General features: G+C 43.3%; 15 protein-coding genes and 1 tRNA gene (1 of these 16 cut by a window edge). 12 read left to right on the top strand and 4 right to left on the bottom strand.

What is annotated here, in order from left to right; all coding sequences use genetic code 11:
* Positions 1–51, bottom strand: a tRNA-Met gene (locus K1M91_RS08035) (it extends 126 nt beyond the left edge of the window).
* A 319-nt stretch (positions 52–370) separates the two neighbouring features.
* On the opposite strand from K1M91_RS08035, the gene rlmKL reads away from it, so the two are divergent.
* From rlmKL to rmf, 5 genes are all read left to right on the top strand, one after another.
* On the top strand, positions 371–2,491 hold the full coding sequence (rlmKL, locus tag K1M91_RS08030) for a bifunctional 23S rRNA (guanine(2069)-N(7))-methyltransferase RlmK/23S rRNA (guanine(2445)-N(2))-methyltransferase RlmL (RefSeq protein WP_238481365.1): 2,121 nt from the start codon (positions 371–373) through the stop codon (positions 2,489–2,491).
* Entirely contained in the window at positions 2,485–2,709 is a 225-nt protein-coding gene (locus K1M91_RS08025) for a glutaredoxin family protein (protein ID WP_232801225.1), read from the top strand. The genes rlmKL and K1M91_RS08025 overlap by 7 nt, the downstream gene beginning before the upstream one ends.
* Positions 2,710–2,712: 3 nt before the next feature.
* The gene (locus K1M91_RS08020) at positions 2,713–4,629 is read left to right on the top strand and encodes an ABC transporter ATP-binding protein (protein WP_232801224.1); all 1,917 of its coding nucleotides are present in this window, start codon (positions 2,713–2,715) and stop codon (positions 4,627–4,629) included.
* 7 nt (positions 4,630–4,636) lie between these two features.
* The gene (locus K1M91_RS08015) at positions 4,637–6,469 is read left to right on the top strand and encodes a DUF3466 family protein (protein ID WP_232801223.1); all 1,833 of its coding nucleotides are present in this window, start codon (positions 4,637–4,639) and stop codon (positions 6,467–6,469) included.
* Positions 6,470–6,630: 161 nt separating this feature from the next.
* Entirely contained in the window at positions 6,631–6,807 is a 177-nt protein-coding gene (rmf, locus tag K1M91_RS08010) for a ribosome modulation factor (protein WP_232801222.1), read from the top strand.
* A 67-nt stretch (positions 6,808–6,874) separates the two neighbouring features.
* On the opposite strand, the gene fabA is transcribed toward rmf, so the two are convergent.
* The 3 genes from fabA to K1M91_RS07995 all read right to left on the bottom strand — a co-directional run bounded on the left by fabA (position 6,875) and on the right by K1M91_RS07995 (position 11,541).
* Complete coding sequence (fabA, locus tag K1M91_RS08005) at positions 6,875–7,405, bottom strand: bifunctional 3-hydroxydecanoyl-ACP dehydratase/trans-2-decenoyl-ACP isomerase (protein WP_232801221.1); 531 nt, start codon at positions 7,403–7,405, stop codon at positions 6,875–6,877.
* A 106-nt stretch (positions 7,406–7,511) separates the two neighbouring features.
* Complete coding sequence (locus K1M91_RS08000) at positions 7,512–9,308, bottom strand: S16 family serine protease (RefSeq protein ID WP_232801220.1); 1,797 nt, start codon at positions 9,306–9,308, stop codon at positions 7,512–7,514.
* 286 nt (positions 9,309–9,594) lie between these two features.
* On the bottom strand, positions 9,595–11,541 hold the full coding sequence (locus tag K1M91_RS07995; protein ID WP_232801219.1) for an exoribonuclease II: 1,947 nt from the start codon (positions 11,539–11,541) through the stop codon (positions 9,595–9,597).
* A 146-nt stretch (positions 11,542–11,687) separates the two neighbouring features.
* On the opposite strand from K1M91_RS07995, the gene K1M91_RS07990 reads away from it, so the two are divergent.
* From K1M91_RS07990 to K1M91_RS07960, 7 genes are all read left to right on the top strand, one after another.
* The gene (locus tag K1M91_RS07990) at positions 11,688–12,998 is read left to right on the top strand and encodes a DEAD/DEAH box helicase (RefSeq protein WP_232801218.1); all 1,311 of its coding nucleotides are present in this window, start codon (positions 11,688–11,690) and stop codon (positions 12,996–12,998) included.
* 217 nt (positions 12,999–13,215) lie between these two features.
* The gene (locus K1M91_RS07985) at positions 13,216–14,877 is read left to right on the top strand and encodes a FapA family protein (protein WP_232801217.1); all 1,662 of its coding nucleotides are present in this window, start codon (positions 13,216–13,218) and stop codon (positions 14,875–14,877) included.
* Positions 14,878–15,052: 175 nt separating this feature from the next.
* Positions 15,053–16,978, top strand: a complete 1,926-nt coding sequence (gene thrS / locus K1M91_RS07980; RefSeq protein WP_232801216.1) for a threonine--tRNA ligase — start codon at positions 15,053–15,055, stop codon at positions 16,976–16,978.
* A 3-nt stretch (positions 16,979–16,981) separates the two neighbouring features.
* A complete protein-coding gene (gene infC, locus K1M91_RS07975) occupies positions 16,982–17,524 on the top strand; it encodes a translation initiation factor IF-3 (RefSeq protein ID WP_232801367.1) in 543 nt (180 codons plus the stop codon).
* Between the two features lie 95 nt (positions 17,525–17,619).
* Positions 17,620–17,817, top strand: coding sequence for a 50S ribosomal protein L35 (gene rpmI / locus K1M91_RS07970; protein ID WP_232801215.1), 198 nt, complete (start codon positions 17,620–17,622; stop codon positions 17,815–17,817).
* Positions 17,818–17,831: 14 nt separating this feature from the next.
* The gene (gene rplT / locus K1M91_RS07965) at positions 17,832–18,191 is read left to right on the top strand and encodes a 50S ribosomal protein L20 (protein WP_232801214.1); all 360 of its coding nucleotides are present in this window, start codon (positions 17,832–17,834) and stop codon (positions 18,189–18,191) included.
* 181 nt (positions 18,192–18,372) lie between these two features.
* Positions 18,373–19,677, top strand: a complete 1,305-nt coding sequence (locus tag K1M91_RS07960; RefSeq protein ID WP_232801213.1) for a 7TM-DISM domain-containing protein — start codon at positions 18,373–18,375, stop codon at positions 19,675–19,677.
* The last annotated feature ends 73 nt before the right edge of the window (positions 19,678–19,750 follow it).

Genomic DNA, 19,750 nt, shown 5'->3' with positions numbered 1-19,750 from the left:
ACGACCTTCGGGTTATGAGCCCGACGAGCTACCAGACTGCTCCATCCCGCGTCCGTCTAAGTGCGGCGAATAGTATAGAGATGAATGGCGTTATGCAAGAGGTAAACGTAATTTTAATACTGTTTGACCATTTGTTAAGCAATGTGGCGGGGAAGTGGGCATTGTGCTGTTTTTTAAACCTGATCACACTTTATAGAAAACACAAGGCCAATTGGTTTAAGGTGCTAAAGGGGCAAGAATAAACACTGCCTTTCTACCGCTACTCAGATTTGTTTATGCGTAAAACTCTCGCTTACGTTATAATGCGGCTCTTATTTATCAGAGTGCCCAGCGGCATTCTGCAGTGGTATCTTTAACCTCGGAAAAATTAATGTCTACTAGCACTATATATGAATACTTTGTTACCACAGCCCAAGGTCTTGAATCTTTGGTTGAAGAAGAGTTGCAATCCTTTGGAATAGAAGGGGCAAAAGCAGTTCGCTCAGGTGTGAGCTTTTCGGGTAGCTTAGAGCAAGGCTATAAAGTGTGTTTATGGTCGCGATTTGCTTCGCGCGTACTAATGCGGTTGAACGAATTTAAAGTCAATGATGTGATGGATCTGTATCTAGGTTGTAGTTACATTCCTTGGGAAGATACGTTTGCTGTTGATAAAACCTTCGCCATTGATTTTTCTGGCACTAACGATGACATTCGCAATACGCAGTTTGGTGCCCTCAAAGTAAAAGATGCCATTGTTGACCGTTTCCGTAAAAAATTGGATCAGCGTCCTGATGTTGAGCGCTCGGATGCACAAGTACGTATTAATGTGCGTTTATTCAAAGACAAGGCTCATGTCTATTTAGATATGGCGGGCAGTCCACTGCATCATCGCGGCTATAAAACTGAAACTGGCGCTGCGCCGTTAAAAGAAAACTTAGCCGCCGCGATTGTGAAACGCAGTGGTTGGCAGCTGGACCAAGCATTAGTCGATCCTATGTGTGGCTCGGGCACCATTATCATAGAAGCGGCATTGATGGCGACGAATCGTGCACCTGGCTTATTACGTACAGGTTATGCTTTTGAACATTGGTCGGGTCATGATGCCGAGCTTTGGCAAAGCATGCTCGCGCAAGCCAGCGTGATGAATAAGCGTAACGAAAACAAATGTGACACCCGCTTTTTCGCATCAGATAAAAGTCGTCGTTTAATTGAGATTGCACGCGGTAACGCGCAGCGAGCAGGTGTGGCCGACTTGATCACGTTTAGTGTTAAAGACGCAACAGAGTTTGGTAATCCGCTCGATGGCCAAACTGGGATGATTATTACCAACCCGCCTTATGGTGAGCGTATGGGTGACATGAGCGGCGCCATTGATTTGTACTCAAAACTGGGTAATCAGTTCAAAAAAGCATTTCCAGGCTGGCAATGTTCGTTATTCTCAACCGATACAGAGCTATTGAGCTGTATTGGTTTGCGCGCGAGTAAAACCTACAAGTTGTTCAATGGCCCGTTAGAGTGTGTACTGAAAAATTACCAGATCAGCGACCGTGGTTTAAGCAGCGACAAGCCTGCTATTTATTCAGAAGATTTTGCTAACCGTCTAAAGAAAAATTTACAGCAGCGTAATAAATGGGCTAAGCGTGAAGGCATAGAGTGTTACCGTGTTTACGATGCTGATTTACCTGAATACAATGTCGCCATTGACGTTTATGCTGATAATGTGGTGATCCAAGAATACGCCGCGCCCAAGAAAATAGATCCTGCTAAAGCGCGCCGACGTGTGCTCGATATCGTGGCAACCGCGCGTTATGTTATGCAAATTCCTGAAAACAAGCTGTTCCTTAAAGTGCGTGAAGTACAAAAAGGAAAAAGCCAATACCAAGCGTTAACCAAGAGACAAACCTTGCTTAATGTGATTGAAAATGGCGCTATGTTTGAAGTTAACTTGAGCGATTATTTAGATACAGGCTTGTTTTTAGACCATCGTCCAATGCGTAAACGCTTAGGTGAAATGGCCAAGGGAAAACATTTTTTAAACTTATTCTGTTATACCGCCAGTGCTTCTGTTCATGCAGCCCTTGGCGGCGCTGCATCGACCACAAGTGTTGATATGTCGCACACCTATCTTGATTGGGGCAAGCGAAATTTTGCGCTGAATAAAATCAAAGGTGCACATCAATTTGAACAAGCTGATGTGCTGAAATGGCTGGATGAGTGTAAACATCAATATGATTTAATTTTCTTAGATCCACCAACGTTTTCAAACTCAAAGCGCATGGACGGCACGTTTGATGTGCAGCGCGATCACGTTGCCTTATTGACCAATGCCAGTAAAAACCTCACTGACGGTGGCGTATTGGTTTTTTCTAATAACAAACGTGGCTTTAAATTAGATGAAGTAGGCGTGAAGGAAGCTGGTTTCTCAATTGAAGATGTCAGTAAGGCATCGATTCCCGAAGACTTCAAGCGTAACGACAAAATTCATCAGTGTTGGATCTTAACAAAATGTTAGGGGTCACACTGTATTCAGCTGATGGCTGCCATTTATGTGAGTCAGCCAAAGCTATTTTAGACGATTTAGCGGTGACGTATACCGTCATCGATATTGCACTTGATGATGAATTAGTCGAACGCTTCGGCGTGCGCATTCCGGTGTTAATGAAAGACTCAAGTGACAATGATTTAGGCTGGCCGTTTGACGCGGCTGCCGTAACCTTATTTTTGGAATAAACTGTGGCATTAATTACATTGCAACAAGCGGATTTAGCCTTTGGCGATACGCCGTTATTAGATAACGCTGAATTGGTGATAGAGCCGAAGGAGCGTGTTTGTTTAGTGGGCCGAAATGGCGCCGGTAAATCAACACTATTAAAAGTGTTGTGTGGTGAAATTCAGCTTGATGATGGCCGTATTGTTAAAACTAACGATTTAAAAATAGCGCGCTTAGAACAAGATCCACCGCAAGTTGAAGGCGTGACAGCCTATGAATACGTAGCCAGTGGCATGGCTGAAGTGGGCAAAGCGGTTACAGAGTACCATAAGCTTTCTCATGAGTTAGGCAATAATCCAACAGACAAGCAGTTAAATCGGTTACAGGCACTACAAGAGCAACTGGATTTGCACAACGGCTGGTTGTTGGATTCAAAAATCAATCAAACCCTTGAGTTACTTGAAATTGATCCTGATATTTCCCTCGATCAATTGTCGGGTGGTTGGCAGCGCAAAGTTGCGTTAGCGAAAGCCATGGTCGGTGAGCCGGATTTATTGTTTCTTGATGAGCCGACCAACCACTTAGACGTGGCGACGATTGAATGGCTTGAGCAGTTTCTAATGAACTTTGCTGGCAGTATTGTATTTATTAGTCACGATAGGGCGTTTATTCGCCGCTTAGCAACGCGTATTGTTGATATTGACCGTGGTAACTTGACCTCGTGGCCAGGTGATTACGAGTTGTATCTGGAGCGTAAAGAAGAAGCACTACGTGTTGAAGAAGAGCAAAATGCTGAATTTGATCGCAAGCTGGCTTTAGAGGAAGTGTGGATCAGGCAAGGTATTAAAGCTCGCCGCACGCGAAATGAAGGCCGCGTTCGCGCCCTTAAATCGATGCGTCAAGAACGCTCTGAGCGCATTAATGTGATGGGTAAAGCGAAAATAAATGTGGATGAAGCGGTGCGCTCAGGCAAGATTGTCTTTGAAGCGGAGCACTTAGCCTACGAGTTTGAAGATCAAAAAATCGTTAATGACTTCAGCTTTATGATCCAACGCGGCGACAAAGTTGCATTAATTGGCCCTAATGGTTGTGGTAAAAGTACCTTGTTAAAAATAATGCTAGGTGAGTTGGACGTTCAGGGTGGAAAGCTCAAATGCGGCACGAAACTTGAGGTGGCCTATTTTGATCAGTATCGCGATAAGCTCGATCCTGAAAAAACTGTGATGGATAACTTAGCTGAAGGAAAGCAAGAGGTTGAAGTTAATGGTAAGATGCGCCACGTATTGGGCTACTTACAGGACTTTTTATTTCATCCTAAACGTGCTCGCACGCCGGTTAAGGCCTTATCGGGCGGTGAAAAAAACCGTCTGTTGTTAGCCAAAATTTTCTTGAAACCAAGTAATTTGCTTATTCTCGATGAGCCAACCAATGATTTAGATGTTGAAACATTGGAACTTTTAGAAGAATTACTTGCCAATTACAAGGGCACGTTATTACTCGTGAGTCATGACCGTCATTTTGTTGATAACACGGCGACTCATAGTTGGGTATTTAAGGGCGACGGCGAGGTTGAAGCTTTTGTGGGTGGCTACGCAGATGCGCGTGCAATTTTAGATGCCAGAGCCGAACAAACTAAGGCCGTTAAGTCAGAAAAAAACGCAGAAAAAATAGTTAGCCCAGTGGTGACTAAACCCGCTGTCGCAAAAAAGAACAAATTATCTTACAAATTAAAATTAGAGTTGGAGCAACTACCGAGCTTGTTAGAGACAATTGAATCTGACATGGAAGTACTGCAAGAAGAAGTAAATGATCCAGCATTTTTCAATCGTCCCAGTGATGAAACTACGGCTAAATTGTTAAAACTAACGGAATTAGAGCAGCAGCTTGAAACAGCTTTAGAGCGTTGGGAAGAATTAGAAGCTTTACAAACAGGGGAATAACTCGTTAATGAACGTTAAATTATCAGCATTATCTATAGCATTAGGCTTAGCTTATGCATCAAGCGCGCTTGCCACACCTGTGAACCCTGGTGCGTATTATGAAATTGAAGAAGTTGCGATTAACAAAACCGGTGACTTTGAACAGGCAAACTTTGGTCCTTATGCGGTTGCAATCTCGCCCAATGGCACGCTAGCTGCTGGTCTAACAACACGGTCTTCGATTGAGGCAATAGATTATGGCCTGCATTTCACCTATGAACGCGAATGCTATTATTCAAACGAAATTTGTGAAGTCATTTATCAAGGCAGCAACAGCGCTGCGCAAAGTAGTTATGAAAACGCAATTCGTAAGTGGCGCTTAGATCAAACTAAAGCGGCTGACAATTATTACAGTAGCCAGTTTATTCCTTTTACCCTAGGTGCGGACTTAAATCCTAACCGCACTAACGTATTCGATAATGCTAATACTAACTCAACCGATCAAGTTGTTACTGATATCTCTGATAGTGGTGAAACAGTGGGCTATGGTTCAGCCACTTACTCAACGGGCACTCCTTTTAGCCGCGATTTTACTCGCCATGCTTTTTATAAATCGGCCACGGGCGAAGTGTGTCAGTTAAAACCAACAACCGACCTTACGCGAGGTGGTTTTAGTGCGGCTTACAACATCAGTGAGGTTACGTTTGCTAATGGTGAAACCCGTAAGCTAGTGTTTGGCCACGCCAGTGTCAATCGTCCTAATGATGAAAATGTATACCTTGATCGTTGCTTTGCTAGCACAACCGATGAAGATCGCAATCGATATAACGAACTCACGTATTGTCCAGGATTTAACACTCAGCCTTGGGTTTGGGATGTCACTAATGGCTGTGACACTGGCTCTCTTGAGGGAAGCGCAATGGTGGCTAACCCGACTGAACGATGGTTGGATAATCGCGGTGGTGAGAAAGGAATGATTTACAGCGCCGCTGGATTTAGTAGTGACAAGCAAGGTGTTGTGGTTGGTTTCTCTAGTCAGCGTATGAACAATAGTGAGCGTGGTGATCGTGCTCGCGCAGTTTATATGACGCCCAATGAAAACGGTGAGTATTTAGCGAATCCAGTTGAACTGACGCAAGTTGAAATGGGGGTTGATGATCCTAATGATAATCTTCGACATACTTGGGCCACGGATATTAACAATAACGGTCTGATTATTGGTAACCGCGTATTTGAACTGGTCAAGGGGCGTAACCGTCCAACTGAGTTTTTTATCTTTGATAAAGCAGCCCAAACAGCTATTTTGCCGTTGGCGGATAAAAACATACGTACCAAAAAAGAGCGAGTTGAAGGTACTAACAGCAATAAACCCGGCGCAAACAGTCAGGCTAGCGCGATCAATGATAGCGGGCTTGTGGTTGGCTGGGCCGATGCCCCAGGTGAGGTTCAGCCTGTGGAATCGGGAAATCCACGTCGCCAATCTGCATTTGTCTACGATGTTAGCACCCAAGATGCATGGTACCTCAACGACCTTGTATGTACTAAAGATGCTCAAGGCGTCGTTAAGTTACCTTATTACCGCTTTGAAAAAGCAAAAGACATTAGCGATGACGGCACCATTTTGGCGACTGGTTATCGTTACGATAACAAAGATGACTTTATTAATATGGTTAATGCACACCCTGTATTACTAAAATTAACACGAAATCTATCAGCAGGTGACATAAACAGCCAGCCTAGTTGTTATGACTCTAAGGAAGCTGAGGTGATTGACAAACCATTTACACGCTCGGGCGGTAATGCATTTTGGCTGTTGTTACTTGGGTTACCTTTACTAGTGTTGCGCAAGTTCACAAAATAGAAATAATAGCCATTTGCTAAATGAAACGGTTTCAGTGAGTTATTAAAAACGCGCTGAAATCGCTTAAAAGCGACATTGACGTACCTGCAAAACTCATCTAATTCTAAATAACAAAGTTGAAATGGCTTTGTGTTTTTATTAGTCATAAGAGGTCGTACTCAATGAAAAGACAAAAAAGAGATCGTTTAGCGCGTGCTCACGCCAAAGGTTATCATGCTGGAGTGCTTGGACGAGCAAAAGAAGTTTGTCCGTTTCAGCAGGTGGATGCCAAAAGCTCTTGGCTAGGAGGTTGGCGTGATGCTTATGAAGAAAGGAGTCACGGTCTCTTTATGAAATAAAAAAAAGCCCCGTAAGGGGCTTTCTTATTTGATGTTACAAGTTTCTAAATTATCGCGCTGGCGAAAATTAGAAGCTGTCAGTATCTTTAAATAAGCCTACTTTTAAATCTTTCGCGGTGTAGATAACGCGGCCGTCTACTGACACTTCACCATCAGCAATACCCATGACTAATTTACGCATGATGACGCGCTTCATGGTGATTTTGTAAGTGACTTTTTTCGACGTTGGTAAGATTTGACCGGTGAATTTAACTTCACCTACACCAAGAGCGCGACCTTTACCTGGGCCACCACTCCAGCCAAGGAAGAAGCCGACTAATTGCCACATGGCATCTAAACCAAGACAGCCAGGCATGACAGGGTCGCCAGGGAAGTGACAATCAAAGAACCAAAGATCGCGATTGATGTCTAGTTCAGCGATAATCTCGCCTTTACCGTGCTCACCATCAGTCTCATTAATCTTTAGGATACGATCCATCATTAACATGTTATCGACTGGTAATTGGCAATTACTTTCACCAAATAATTCACCGCGGCCACATGCTTGTAGCTCTTCTTTAGTGTAAGCGTGCTTACCTAAATCTTTTTGAGAGGTCATAATCTCACTCGTTGGTAGTTTGATATAAAAACAAAGTGGCACACTTTATATAAAAGCCTGCCACCATGCAAGTTAGAGTCTGTAATGGTGTGTGCAACAACTTGCTTTAACGGAAAAATTGTAAGCATTTTGCCAGCCAAGTATCTTCATCATCATCGCGGCCACCTAGCTCTTTTATTCGATGACGGATCGCATCATAAACCGTATCCACATCACTAATGGCAATGCTAATGGCTTGATCGACATGGCTGATGGCATAGATAGTTAAGCGTTTACCCTTAACGGCTTCCAACACATCATGATCTAAACTTAGGTTGATCAAATTTGATGCGGGGATCAATACAGTTACTGGACTATTAAGTTGTTTTAATTGAGCGGTCCGGCAAATGGCGGCTATTTTTTCATTTATGCCGCCCACGGCCATCACATTGCCCGCTTGATCCATCGCGCCTGTCATGGCGAGATCTTGGCGTGCAGGTTGTTGTGATAAAGCGGACATTAACGCCACATAAGTGGCAACCGCCGCGCTATCGCCATCGGTATGACTATAGCTTTGCTCAAAGACTATATTGGCTGAAAAAGGTACGTGCTCTTCTTTACCAAAGACTTGGCTTAAGTAGCTTTCCACTATCATCATGGCTTTGGAATGAATATTACCCGCCATTTCAGCCTTACGTTCAACGTCAATCACTTCACCATCGCCTAAGAATTCGGCAGCGGTGACGCGAAATACTTCACCGAATTCGATAGGATGGCCATCAAGCTCTACGACTGAGAGCCCATTTATTTGACCAACAGCGTGTCCTTGTAATTGGATTGGTATTTGTTGCTCAACAATCGACTCGTCACTGTAACTTTGCGGCAAAATCATGGCATTTTTTTGCTGCGCGATATATTCACTCAGCACAGCGGGTGAGAAGTGAGCATTAATCAATCGACAACGGTTAAACAATTTACTCAAATAACTCACGTTAAATTGAATATAATGACGATGCTCACGGCGCGCACTCAGGTGTTGTAGCAAAGCATTAAGAGCAACATCGTCTGGTGGCGCTAATTGATTATGCATGGCTTGTAAGTTAATGAAGTCACGGACTAAGCCAATGTTGTTATCAGTAATTTTCACTTCATCGGCTACTTCAGCAAACTGCTGGTTTAGACCTGCAAACTCTGGGTCAAGCTGACTTAACTCCGCCAATTGACTACGACTGCCGGTAATGATTATTTTACAGTTTAGGGCGCTTGAATCGGGGAGTTTTACACCTCGTAGTTTGTCTGCGCCACGCGCATTTTGCCAGTGTTGTTGCCCGGTCAATAAATAACTTTTAACTTGATACCAAAGTATTGGATTTTCCAGCAACGGTGGCACATTTAATACTAAGTAGCCATTACGCTGTGTCAGTAATGCGCCAGGGCTTAAAATCAATTGTTGAGCGCTATTGAGGTAAATTTCACCAAACAAATCCGCCTCATTAAAAGCATTCAAAAAAGCTAAGCGCTGCTCAGGAAGTGGGCGTAGTTTACCTTGTTTCAGGGCGCCGAAGCGTTCTGTCAGCAGTGTCTGTGTGGCTGGGTCAAGTTGTTGGAAATCGGCCGCTGTAACGGGCTGATCATGGATGATGACGCCTGCCTGTTCGCAATGATCAAATATGGCAAAATGTGTTGCTAATTGTTGTGCTGATGACTGGGGTAATATCTGGCAAATATATTCTTTGGCGGTGTTCCAATCACTGATGCAAAAAGTCAGAAGCTTGTTGGGTAACAGCTGAAAATCAGTTAACTCTCGTTGTGCAAAAGGAAATAAGGCTGTCCAGTCTGATGCTTCGTTACGAGACTTGTGTGTTATCAGAGATGTGAAGTCAGGTTGCAACAGATCGAGTGATAAAGGATTTAACTTAGGCAAGTGGGTGTTCCGTTAAGGATAAAGCGAGCATTATAACCTGTATCGTTAGAATAAATCGACCGTTGCCTTAATTTGCTGAAACAGGAATTGCAGCCAGATATCTGTACTTCATTGGTGTTATTAGGCAATCAATGGGGTTGGTCTTAATCAGAATGAAAAAATCAAATCAATGAGTCAGCCGGTTGAAAGAAATTGGCAGCTCTGGCTGCCAACTTTTTAGTGCTAGTATGGTGCTCAGATTAGGGCTATCTTATTCAAATATAACCCTAATCTGCGATTCATTAAGTTATGGTAATAATGGTCGATGTGGACGAGCAATAAAATTTTTCGTATCAATGTTTACTTCATGAATTTCGACATCCAACTTTTGCCCTTGTGTAAGAACAACTTGATCATTGATTAACACATGACCTGTTTCCATGCGGCACTGAAGTTGCTCTTTGTCTTTGTGAAGGAAACTGGATGGGATAAACACAAATGCGCCTATATCTAACAGTTTAACTCTAACGCCTGCACGTACTACATCCACCACTTGGCCATTAAAGACTTCGCCTGTGTTGGCTCTAGCAGCGAGGTACTGGGCGTATAACCAAGCATTGGCGCCGTTTTCAGCCATGCGCTGTTTTTTGCGCTTTTCATTTATTTGATTGCCAAGATTTTCATCCAGCATTGTGGTGGGCTGTTGCGTTAAGATGCTTTTGATTTGATAGTGGTTAACTAGATCACTGTATTTGCGGATGGGCGAGGTCCATGTTGCGTAAAGTGGTAGACCCATCGCGAAGTGAGGTTCGCCAACGGGCTTAAATTCACTGTAAGCAAACATACGACGTAGTCTGAAATCTAAGTATTGATTACCTTGGCTACGGATTTGGCGACGTATTTCACAATATTGTTTTAAGTCAGTTAATTGTTCAGCGGTCACTGCAAAGCCGTGTTCGGCCATTAATGCTATGGCTTCGTTGGTCCGCTCGACTTGTAACCCAGGTTGGCAATTGAATACCCCCTGTACTTGATGTTTGGTCAACAATTGCGCTCCGCAAACATTGGCCAATACCATGGCTTCTTCTACCATGCGATGTGCGATGCGCCTTGGTAGTGCAAGAATTTCTTCGAGCTCACCAGTGTCAGATAATACAAATTTATAATCAGGATTGTCGTCAAAGGTGAGGGCGTTAGCTTCTCGCCATGCTAAGCGTTTGGCGCTGCATTGTTCGAGTAATTTAAGCTGCTCTGCTATGGCTGGCTCAGGCTGCCAATCTAAGTTTGTTTGTTCTATGAAGTCTGAAACTTGGTTATAGCTTAGCTTAGCCACAGATTGAATGGTGGCCAGCTCAAATTGTGCTTCATCAATGATATGACCTTGATTATCAATATTCACTTTACAGACTATCGCAACGCGCGCTACTCCCGCTTTTAGTGAGCATAAGTCATCACTCAGCTCGCGAGGTAACATGGGAACGTTGAAATTGGGCATATAAATAGTGAAACCACGTTCAGCAGCAATGCGCTCAAGCTCGCTTTGCGGGGGGATGTAAGCCGTGGGATCAGCAATAGCGATGGTTAATTGCCAGCCATTTTCACGCGCTTCTATATGAAGGGCGTCATCCATATCTTGGGTTGTTTCATTGTCAATGGTGAAAAAGGGGAGGTGTTGATAATCGGCTCTTTGACTTGCGTCTAGTTCAGGCCAAGTTAGAGGCGGCGCTGGCGGGGTGGTGGCTAAATCAAGTTTTGCTAAGGTCACCCAGCGGCCGACGTAGGGGTCGTCCCCGGCGGCAATTTTTTCATTTATTAGCACGGCAAAGCGTTTTTCGTCTTTCAGTGTGTGTTGCGTCAAACTTGCTTTAACCCAATCCCCTTCCTTTAAACCGGTACTTTTTAATGTTGCATTAAGCTTGGCGTTAAATGGATGTTTGAACACTGGGTTTTCAGCAACAAACTGTAGTTTGCCTTTAAAGTGCTTAATTTTGCCGACAAACTCAGTATTCTGCTGGCTGATTAATGACTCTGGCTCAGCAGTTGGCTTATCACCAGTTTCACGAATGATGGCAATGACCCTGTCACCATGTAATACCTTTCTCATTTCATTTGGGGTGATGAAATAGCTTTCTTTATCATCGGTTTCTAAAAATCCAAAGCCGCGCTCGGTGGCTTTGATGATGCCTTCTTTTTTAGGCAGCTCGGATTGCATTTGCTGTTTTAGCTGCGCTAGCAGCGGATTATCTTGAAACATATATTCATCTACCGACGTTGAGATTGTGGCAATATAAGGTTTGCGCAGATGAAATCCAAGTGTTATCGGTTTTGTTGGTCGCTCCAATTGCGACAACAGGGTATAATCACTGCGTTATTTAAGTATTAGTTTGCGGAGCATCACCCTTGGATTTTGAAGAATTCTCATTAGATCGTCGATTATTAACCCCGTTATCTCATCAAGGCCTTACCACTGCCACCGATATACAGCGCCAAGCCATTCCTGTGGCGATGCAAGGCAAAGATATGATTGCCTCTTCAAAAACGGGCTCTGGGAAGACGTTGGCATTTCTATTGCCGGCAATGCAACGAGTTCTTAAACAGCGCGCGTTAAGTAAGCGCGACGCGAGGGTGTTGATCTTGACCCCAACCCGTGAGTTGGCTAAGCAGGTTTACGGACAATTACGACTATTGGTCGCGGGTACAGGTGTCAAAGCCAGTCTAATCGTGGGCGGGGAAAATTTTAATGATCAAGCCAAGCAATTGTTAAAAGACCCGCAATTTATCGTCGGGACGCCTGGGCGTATTGCTGATCATCTTACCCAGCGCCAGATCCACCTCAATGGCCTCGAAATGTTAATATTGGATGAAGCCGATCGGATGTTAGATTTAGGTTTTGCCGATCAACTGTTACAAATAAACCGCGCGGCTGATCACCGTTTGCGTCAAACTTTGTTGTTCTCTGCGACTTTAGATAACACCGAGGTAAGCAGTATTGCGCAGCAGTTACTTAAAGCGCCGGTTCGGGTGTCGATTGGTGGTGCTAATGATGAGCATACCGATATCACCCAACGCTTCTATTTATCTGATAATTTAGATCACAAAAAAGCGCTGTTAAAAGCATTACTCAGTGAAGAAAACATTACTCAAATGATAGTGTTTACTGCTACTCGTGCGGATACGCAAACCTTAGCAGAATACATTACCGAGCTAGGGTTAAATAGTGTTGCCTTAAGTGGCGACATGAACCAAGGTAACCGTAATAAAATAATGGATGGTTTTTCTCGTGGCCAGCAACAGGTGCTAGTGACGACGGATATTGCATCTCGTGGCTTAGATTTAATTAATGTGTCACACGTGGTTAATTTTGACATGCCCAAGCATGCGGAAGAATATGTTCATCGAATTGGTCGTACTGGCCGCGCTGGCTCAAAGGGCAGTGCAATTTCATTAGTGGGGCCTAAAGACTGGGAAAACTTTCAAGCAGTAGAAGCTTATCTAAACCAGCCTATCAGTTTTGATTCGTTTGCAGCGCTAAAAGCTAAGTTTACAGGATTAAAAGTGGCTAAAAAAGTGACGCGTACCGATGAGATCAAAAAAGGTAAACAAGGTCGAACCACTAAAGTGAAAGCCACACGGACTAAATCAGTTAATAAAACTTACCTTAAAGGTGTGGATGTTGGTGATGCGCCAATGCGGCGTAAACCAAAGCCGTAATAACGACTTTCTAAGCAGCATATATGCTGCTTTTTTTATGTCTTTAATTCACTGCGAGGTGTAATGGTCTAAGGTTGATATAATAGAAGATGATTAACAGTGCTAAGAGCTTGATCTCTATCTCGGTTCTAGTCTAATTTGGCGAAAATGATTGAGCAACTAGTCGCTTCACGCTAGGGTCATTATTCTAGCTTATGTGCCCATAAGGAGCTTTTTCATGATCTCACCTGACCTGTTTACACTCCATGAAAATAATGTTGATTTATTACTCTCCATTGAGCCATTAGCCGATGTTATTAAAGAAGAACACCTGTTAATGGCATTGGCGGCTAGCCCTTATGAGAAATTCAAGCCCAGTGCAGTCGGGCTAACCGAAGCAGTTAAGCTGTTTGCCAAGCTAAGAGAAGAAGCAGAGGTATCAGACGAGGACAATAAGCCCATTATTATTGCCCAGCGTCTTGATGCGGTGATCTCAATTGACTTAGACAAAGAAAAAATGACGGCCTTTGCCAATGTTACTGCAGCTTGGGGAGGTAACAAATTAGATGAAGTTACAGTAAAAGAAGCCCTTAGTTCGGCGGGCGTAACTTATGGGATCCGCACCAATAATATTGTTGCGTTGATCTCGACACTAAATAAAGCACAGCCTGGAAAAGTGATTCGAGCGCCAATCGCCAAGGGCTTAGCGGCTAAAAATGGCACGGATACGCGTTTTGAACGATTAGTTGAAACGTTAAAAGAGCGGGTTCGTAAGCCCAAAAAATTGCAAAGTGGCAAGGTAGATATGCGTGATTTAGGAGCCCTTATCTCTGTGAGTAAAGGTAAGCCGTTAATGCGTAAGCATCCGCACACACTTGGCGAAGATGGCTTTAAGGTAACTGGCGAGGTAATTGTCCATAAAGAAGGTAAAGAGCTTGAATTTGATGTTGGAAAAAACACGGAAATTAGTAGCAAAAACCCGAATTATTTAGTCGCAACCAAAACAGGCATACCCATAGAGATTGAGCGTGGAATGATTGTTGACGATGTATTAATGATCCCCAGTGTGGATGTTGGATTTGGTCACGTTGATTTTGATGGCAGCATTCTAATTAAAGGCGATATTTGTGAAGGGATGAAGGTAAAAGCCACCGGTGACATTAATGTTGGCGGCATTGTTGAATCGGCCGAGGTGGAAGCGGGTGGTGATCTAATTATAGAAAAAGGTGTAATAGGGCACCACACCGAAGAAGGTGACCACTATAGTTGTCATTTGACGGCTCATGGATCCATTGAAGGGGTTTTCGCGCAATATACTAAAATAACGTGCCATGGCACGTTACATTTCAATCACCAGTTGATCCACTGTGATGTTACCTGCTTTGATAAAGTTGAAGTGATGGATGCGGGAGGACGTAAAGGCACGATTCTTGGCGGTATCGTGCGTGCCCTGAAAGGGGTGGCCGCTGTCAATGTCGGAGCAGATGCCGGTACACGTACGGAAATAAACATGCTGGGCGATTTGGCTGCGAAATACCTTGAGCGAAAAGTGCTATTACAAGAAATTGAGGAGGAAGAACATAAGTTACATGAAATTGATCAAGCAGCCACTAAGGTAAATCAATTGCCCGATACAGATAAAAAAACCACCCTCATTCACCGCTTAAACCTGAGTAAGCAACATGAAGAAGCACGCATTAATGACGTTAAGCAGCGAGTTGAGACGATAGATAACTATATTGAGAATTACATAACGCAGGCTCGACTAACTTGTCAAGGCCACTTATATAGCGGTGTTGTCATCTCACTGGATGAGCACACACTGGCGATAGATCATGAACGTCAAGGGGCGTTTGTTGGTTTGCTTGAAAATAAACTGCAAATATCCCCACTTAACTAACGTTTATAACTAGCGCCTAGTTTTCATGAGGAGCGCTAGATATCTCCCCAGTAACATTGATTTGCGCAGGGCTTTTCTCTACTATTGTCGACCAACTATTTTATCGACTGTAATCAGTCAAATTAGACACACATGTGGCGCTTGGTATGCGTCACCACTGTAACAAGGAAAGCTCATGCCTTTAATTACTCTTCCTGATGGCAGCCAACGCCAATTCGAAAATACAACAAGTGTGATGGAAATTGCGCAGGATATCGGTCCGGGGCTTGCTAAAGCCTGTATCGCTGGTCGTGTTGACGGTGTACTTGTCGACGCTTGTGATCCCATCGATAAAGACGTTAATGTTTCTATTATCACCGCGAAAGACGAAGAAGGTTTAGAAATTCTACGTCACTCTTGTGCTCACTTATTAGGTCATGCAATTAAGCAATTATGGCCAAATACCAAGATGGCGATTGGTCCGACTATTGATAACGGTTTCTACTATGACGTTGATATGGAAGAGCCTCTGAGTGAAGATGATTTAGCGAAGCTTGAAAAACGCATGCTTGAATTGGCTAAAACCAATTATGTGGTGGTTAAAAAGAAAGTCCCTCTTGAAGAAGCTGCTGCTGTGTTCAAAGCTCGTGGCGAAGATTATAAGCTTGAGATCATCGCCGGGATAGAAGCAGATGCGAGACCAGGCTTGTACCATCATGAAGAATACGTTGATATGTGTCGTGGCCCACATGTACCCAATATGAAGTTCTGTCATCACTTTAAACTGATGAAAGTGGCTGGTGCCTATTGGCGTGGTAATTCTGATAATAAGATGCTGCAACGCATTTACGGTACAGCTTGGGCTGACAAAAAGCAGTTAAGCAGCTATTTAAAGCGCTTAGAAGAAGCGGCCAAGCGTGATCACCGTAAAATTGGTAAACAGCTTGACCTTTATCATATGCAAGAAGAAGCGCCAGGTATGGTGTTTTGGCACCACAACGGTTGGACTATTTTCCGTGAATTGGAAACCTTTGTGCGTGAAAAGCTAGTTAAGTATCAGTATCAAGAAGTGAAAGCGCCACAAATTTTAGATCGTTCATTATGGGAAAAATCAGGCCACTGGGACAAGTATGCTGACGGCATGTTCTGTACTTGTAGCGAAAATCGTGAATATGCGATTAAACCAATGAACTGTCCTGGTCATGTGCAGATCTTTAACCAAGGGTTAAAATCGTACCGTGACCTGCCGCTTCGCATGGCTGAGTTTGGCTCTTGTCATCGTAACGAACCATCGGGCTCGCTCCATGGTTTGATGCGTGTTCGTGGTTTTACTCAAGATGATGCTCATATTTTCTGTACTGAAGATCAAATACTTGCTGAAGTATCCAGCTGTATTGATATGGTATTTGAAACTTACAAAACATTTGGTTTTACAGACATTGAAATTAAACTGTCCACGCGTCCTGAGCAACGTGTGGGAGATGATGCTGTTTGGGATAAAGCTGAGCAGGCACTTGCCGATGCACTGAATTCTAAAAATTTAGAATTTAAGTACTTACCTGGTGAAGGCGCATTCTATGGCCCTAAAATTGAATTCACACTCTATGACTGCTTAGATCGTGCATGGCAATGTGGTACGGTGCAATTAGACTTCTCGATGCCGGGTCGTTTAGGTGCCTCATATGTGGGTGAAGATAATGAACGCCATGTGCCTGTTATGATCCACCGAGCCATTTTAGGTTCACTTGAACGCTTCATTGGTATTATTACTGAAGATTGTGCGGGCTTTTTCCCGACTTGGTTATCACCTGTTCAAGCGGTTGTAATGAATATTACTGATAAGCAAGCTGATTTTGCCCATGAAATTGTTGAAAAATTGCAAAAATCAGGCATTAGAGTGAATGCGGACTTGAGAAATGAGAAGATAGGCTTTAAAATCCGCGAGCATACATTAAAGCGTGTACCTTACATGTTGGTTATCGGCGATAAGGAAGTCGAAGCTGGCGAAGTAGCAGTAAGAACACGGAAAGGTGAGGATCTAGGTAAATTCAAACTTGACGCTATTGTTGAAAAACTCAGTCAAGAGATCCGAAACCGAACTCAAATCAATTTGGAGGAATAAGCTATAAAAGGTGGAAGAAAGCCCCAACAGGCGGGCAAACTAAATCGTATTAATGACGAGATCACAGGTCTTAATGAAGTTCGTTTAGCTAATGCAGATGGCGAACCAATAGGTATTGTTTCATTCACTGAAGCACTGGCTCAAGCTGCTGAGCAGCAACTGGACCTGGTTGAGATCAGCCCTAATGCTGAGCCACCTGTCTGTCGTCTTATGGACTACGGTAAGTTTATTTACGAAAAAAGCAAATCCGCTAAAGACCAGCGGAAAAAGCAGAAACAGATCCAAGTGAAGGAAATAAAATTCCGTCCTGGAACTGACATAGGCGATTATCAGGTAAAACTGCGCAACCTGACTCGCTTCTTAGAAGAGGGTAACAAGGCTAAAATCACACTGCGTTTTCGTGGTCGTGAAATGGCACACCAAGAACTTGGCGTTGATCTACTAAACCGTATCAAAGCGGACTTAGAAGAGATATCTGTCGTGGAGTCTTTCCCGAAAATGGAAGGTCGCCAAATGGTTATGGTACTTGGCCCTAAAAAGCGGTAATAAAGGCTCAGCAAGTAATTGAGTGAGCTTGTTTAGGCAAGCTCTATTTAATTCGCCTCTATTATTTTTATTCATTGAACAATGCGGAGTTCGCAATGCCAAAAATGAAAACTAACAAAGGTGCTGCAAAGCGCTTTAAGAAAACGGCTTCTGGCGGTTTCAAATGTAAACAGTCTCACCTACGTCATATCCTGACTAAGAAGAGCACCAAGCGTAAACGTCACTTACGTGCTAAAAGCATGGTAGCAGCATCTGATGTTGCTTCAGTACGTCGCATGATGCCATTCGCATAAGGGGAGATTAGAAAATGCCAAGAGTAAAACGTGGTGTCGTAGCTCGCGCTCGTCACAAAAAGGTTCTAAAACAAGCTAAAGGTTATTACGGTGCACGTTCACGCGTATTTCGCGTAGCAGTACAAGCAGTAACTAAAGCGGGTCAATATGCTTACCGTGACCGTCGTCAACGTAAGCGTCAGTTCCGTCAACTATGGATTGCGCGTATTAACGCCGCATCTCGTCAAAATGGCCTGTCTTACAGCCGTTTTATTGACGGTCTGAAAAAAGCATCTGTTGAAATCGATCGTAAGATCCTTGCCGACATCGCTGTATTCGACAAAAACACATTTGCTGTTTTAGTTGATACCGCTAAAGGTGCACTAGCTAAGTAATATTAGCTTGATAAAAAAAGGAGGCTTAGCCTCCTTTTTTTGATCCCGAAAAAGCTCAGTGCAAATAAATAATCACTTACAGTGACTAAAGATGAGAACAGCATCTTAATTATGATATGCTCAGCAAAAGTGCAATTAGTTTTACTTGCTTGTCGTTGTTAGAACATGGATGTAGATTGTCTTGTTTAGATTATTAATATTAGTTTGTTGGTTTTTTACCACTATAGCTGCTGCACAAACGCCCCCTTATTCCCAAGCTATCTCGCCCGCATTCCAGCAACTCAATCTTGGTCAAGGCGTGTTATTTCAAGCAGACTCTGCAAGTCGGATCAGCATTAAAGATTTATTGATAGGAGAATATCAAGATACTTGGGAAGTAAGTGAACAAGAGGTCTTGAGCTTTGGTTTAGTCTCTCACCCTTATTGGTTTAAATTTAATCTTGATAATCATTCAATAACAGATGTATCAACCTTACTTGAAGTTGGCTACTCCCTCACCAATATATTAGATATTTACATTGTCGAGAATAACTTACTGGCTTTTCAGTATAATCTCGGAACAGATCGACCATTTGAAAATAAACCTTTTCCTAGCCGCGCATTTAGCGTGCCCGTTGAGATCCCAGCCGGGCGAACCATAACTGTCTATATAAAAGCAGAGAATAGTGGTTTTTTACAGCTACCAATGACCCTGTGGGAAATGAAGTGGTATTTCAGTGAACAACTGAATAATAAGCTTCTTACTGGCATTCTGACAGGCATTTTCCTTTTAATGTGCTGCTACAGCCTGTTTCTTTTCATTATGCTGAAAGAGGCACGATTCTTTTTCTACAGTGCGTTTTGCTTGTGTTTCGTGACGACGCTTTGGATATTAAAAGGGTATGCCAGTATTTTCTTCTTCTCCAGCCTAAACTATTGGCACGATAACTTATTGATTATGTCTGTCGGTTTATTGTGTTTAATTTTAAGTATGCTTGGCGAAGGCTTAAAACATTTCAAACGTAACCGTGCCATCAGCTTACTCAACAAGAGCCTATTTGGGGCGTGTATTGCTTTAATCATCTCGCCGCTGATAGTTAATTTTCAATTTGCCTTGTATTTCTTGGCGGTAGTGGTGTCGTTCATGGCGCTGAGTTCATTAATTGAAGCAGGCTATTACTGGATTAGAGGTAATAACTTAGCCCGATTATTCGCAACCTCTTGGTTGTTATTTATTGTCGGCATGGGCTTTTTACTACTGAACCGCTTTGCTGTTATTCCACGAAATGACTTTACTGAGCAATTTGTCGCTGGTTCGGCCTTTCTTGGTTTGATATTTTTGGCTTTGGCCTTAGCCCATCGCACCTCTCAAGAGAAGCAACAAAAGAATGATGCCCAAGCACAAGCTGATATCAGTAATGCCCGTTACTTTGATATTTTCCAAAATGCGCCGGAAGGTTTATTTACCAGTACGCTCTCGGGCGAGGTCTTGTCAGCTAATGCGTAAGCGCTCAATTCTCCGCATTGTTCCTAATTTAATCTGGGCCTTGATAATGACTCCGTCATTACTTATCGAGGTT

It is taken from the genome of Motilimonas sp. E26, assembly GCF_021278025.1.
Lineage (GTDB): Bacteria > Pseudomonadota > Gammaproteobacteria > Enterobacterales > CBDFNC01 > Motilimonas.
This window is presented reverse-complemented; position numbering and strand designations above follow the sequence as displayed.

Excerpts from the sequence above, each read along its gene's own strand:
- K1M91_RS07985 (WP_232801217.1), top strand. The coding sequence starts at position 13,216 with ATGATCTCACCTGACCTGTTTACACTCCATGAAAATAATGTTGATTTA.
- fabA (WP_232801221.1), bottom strand. The coding sequence starts at position 7,405 with ATGACCTCTCAAAAAGATTTAGGTAAGCACGCTTACACTAAAGAAGAG.
- thrS (WP_232801216.1), top strand. The coding sequence starts at position 15,053 with ATGCCTTTAATTACTCTTCCTGATGGCAGCCAACGCCAATTCGAAAAT.
- rpmI (WP_232801215.1), top strand. The coding sequence starts at position 17,620 with ATGCCAAAAATGAAAACTAACAAAGGTGCTGCAAAGCGCTTTAAGAAA.
- rplT (WP_232801214.1), top strand. The coding sequence starts at position 17,832 with ATGCCAAGAGTAAAACGTGGTGTCGTAGCTCGCGCTCGTCACAAAAAG.
- rlmKL (WP_238481365.1), top strand. The coding sequence starts at position 371 with ATGTCTACTAGCACTATATATGAATACTTTGTTACCACAGCCCAAGGT.
- K1M91_RS08015 (WP_232801223.1), top strand. The coding sequence starts at position 4,637 with ATGAACGTTAAATTATCAGCATTATCTATAGCATTAGGCTTAGCTTAT.
- K1M91_RS08025 (WP_232801225.1), top strand. The coding sequence starts at position 2,485 with ATGTTAGGGGTCACACTGTATTCAGCTGATGGCTGCCATTTATGTGAG.
- K1M91_RS07995 (WP_232801219.1), bottom strand. The coding sequence starts at position 11,541 with ATGTTTCAAGATAATCCGCTGCTAGCGCAGCTAAAACAGCAAATGCAA.
- rmf (WP_232801222.1), top strand. The coding sequence starts at position 6,631 with ATGAAAAGACAAAAAAGAGATCGTTTAGCGCGTGCTCACGCCAAAGGT.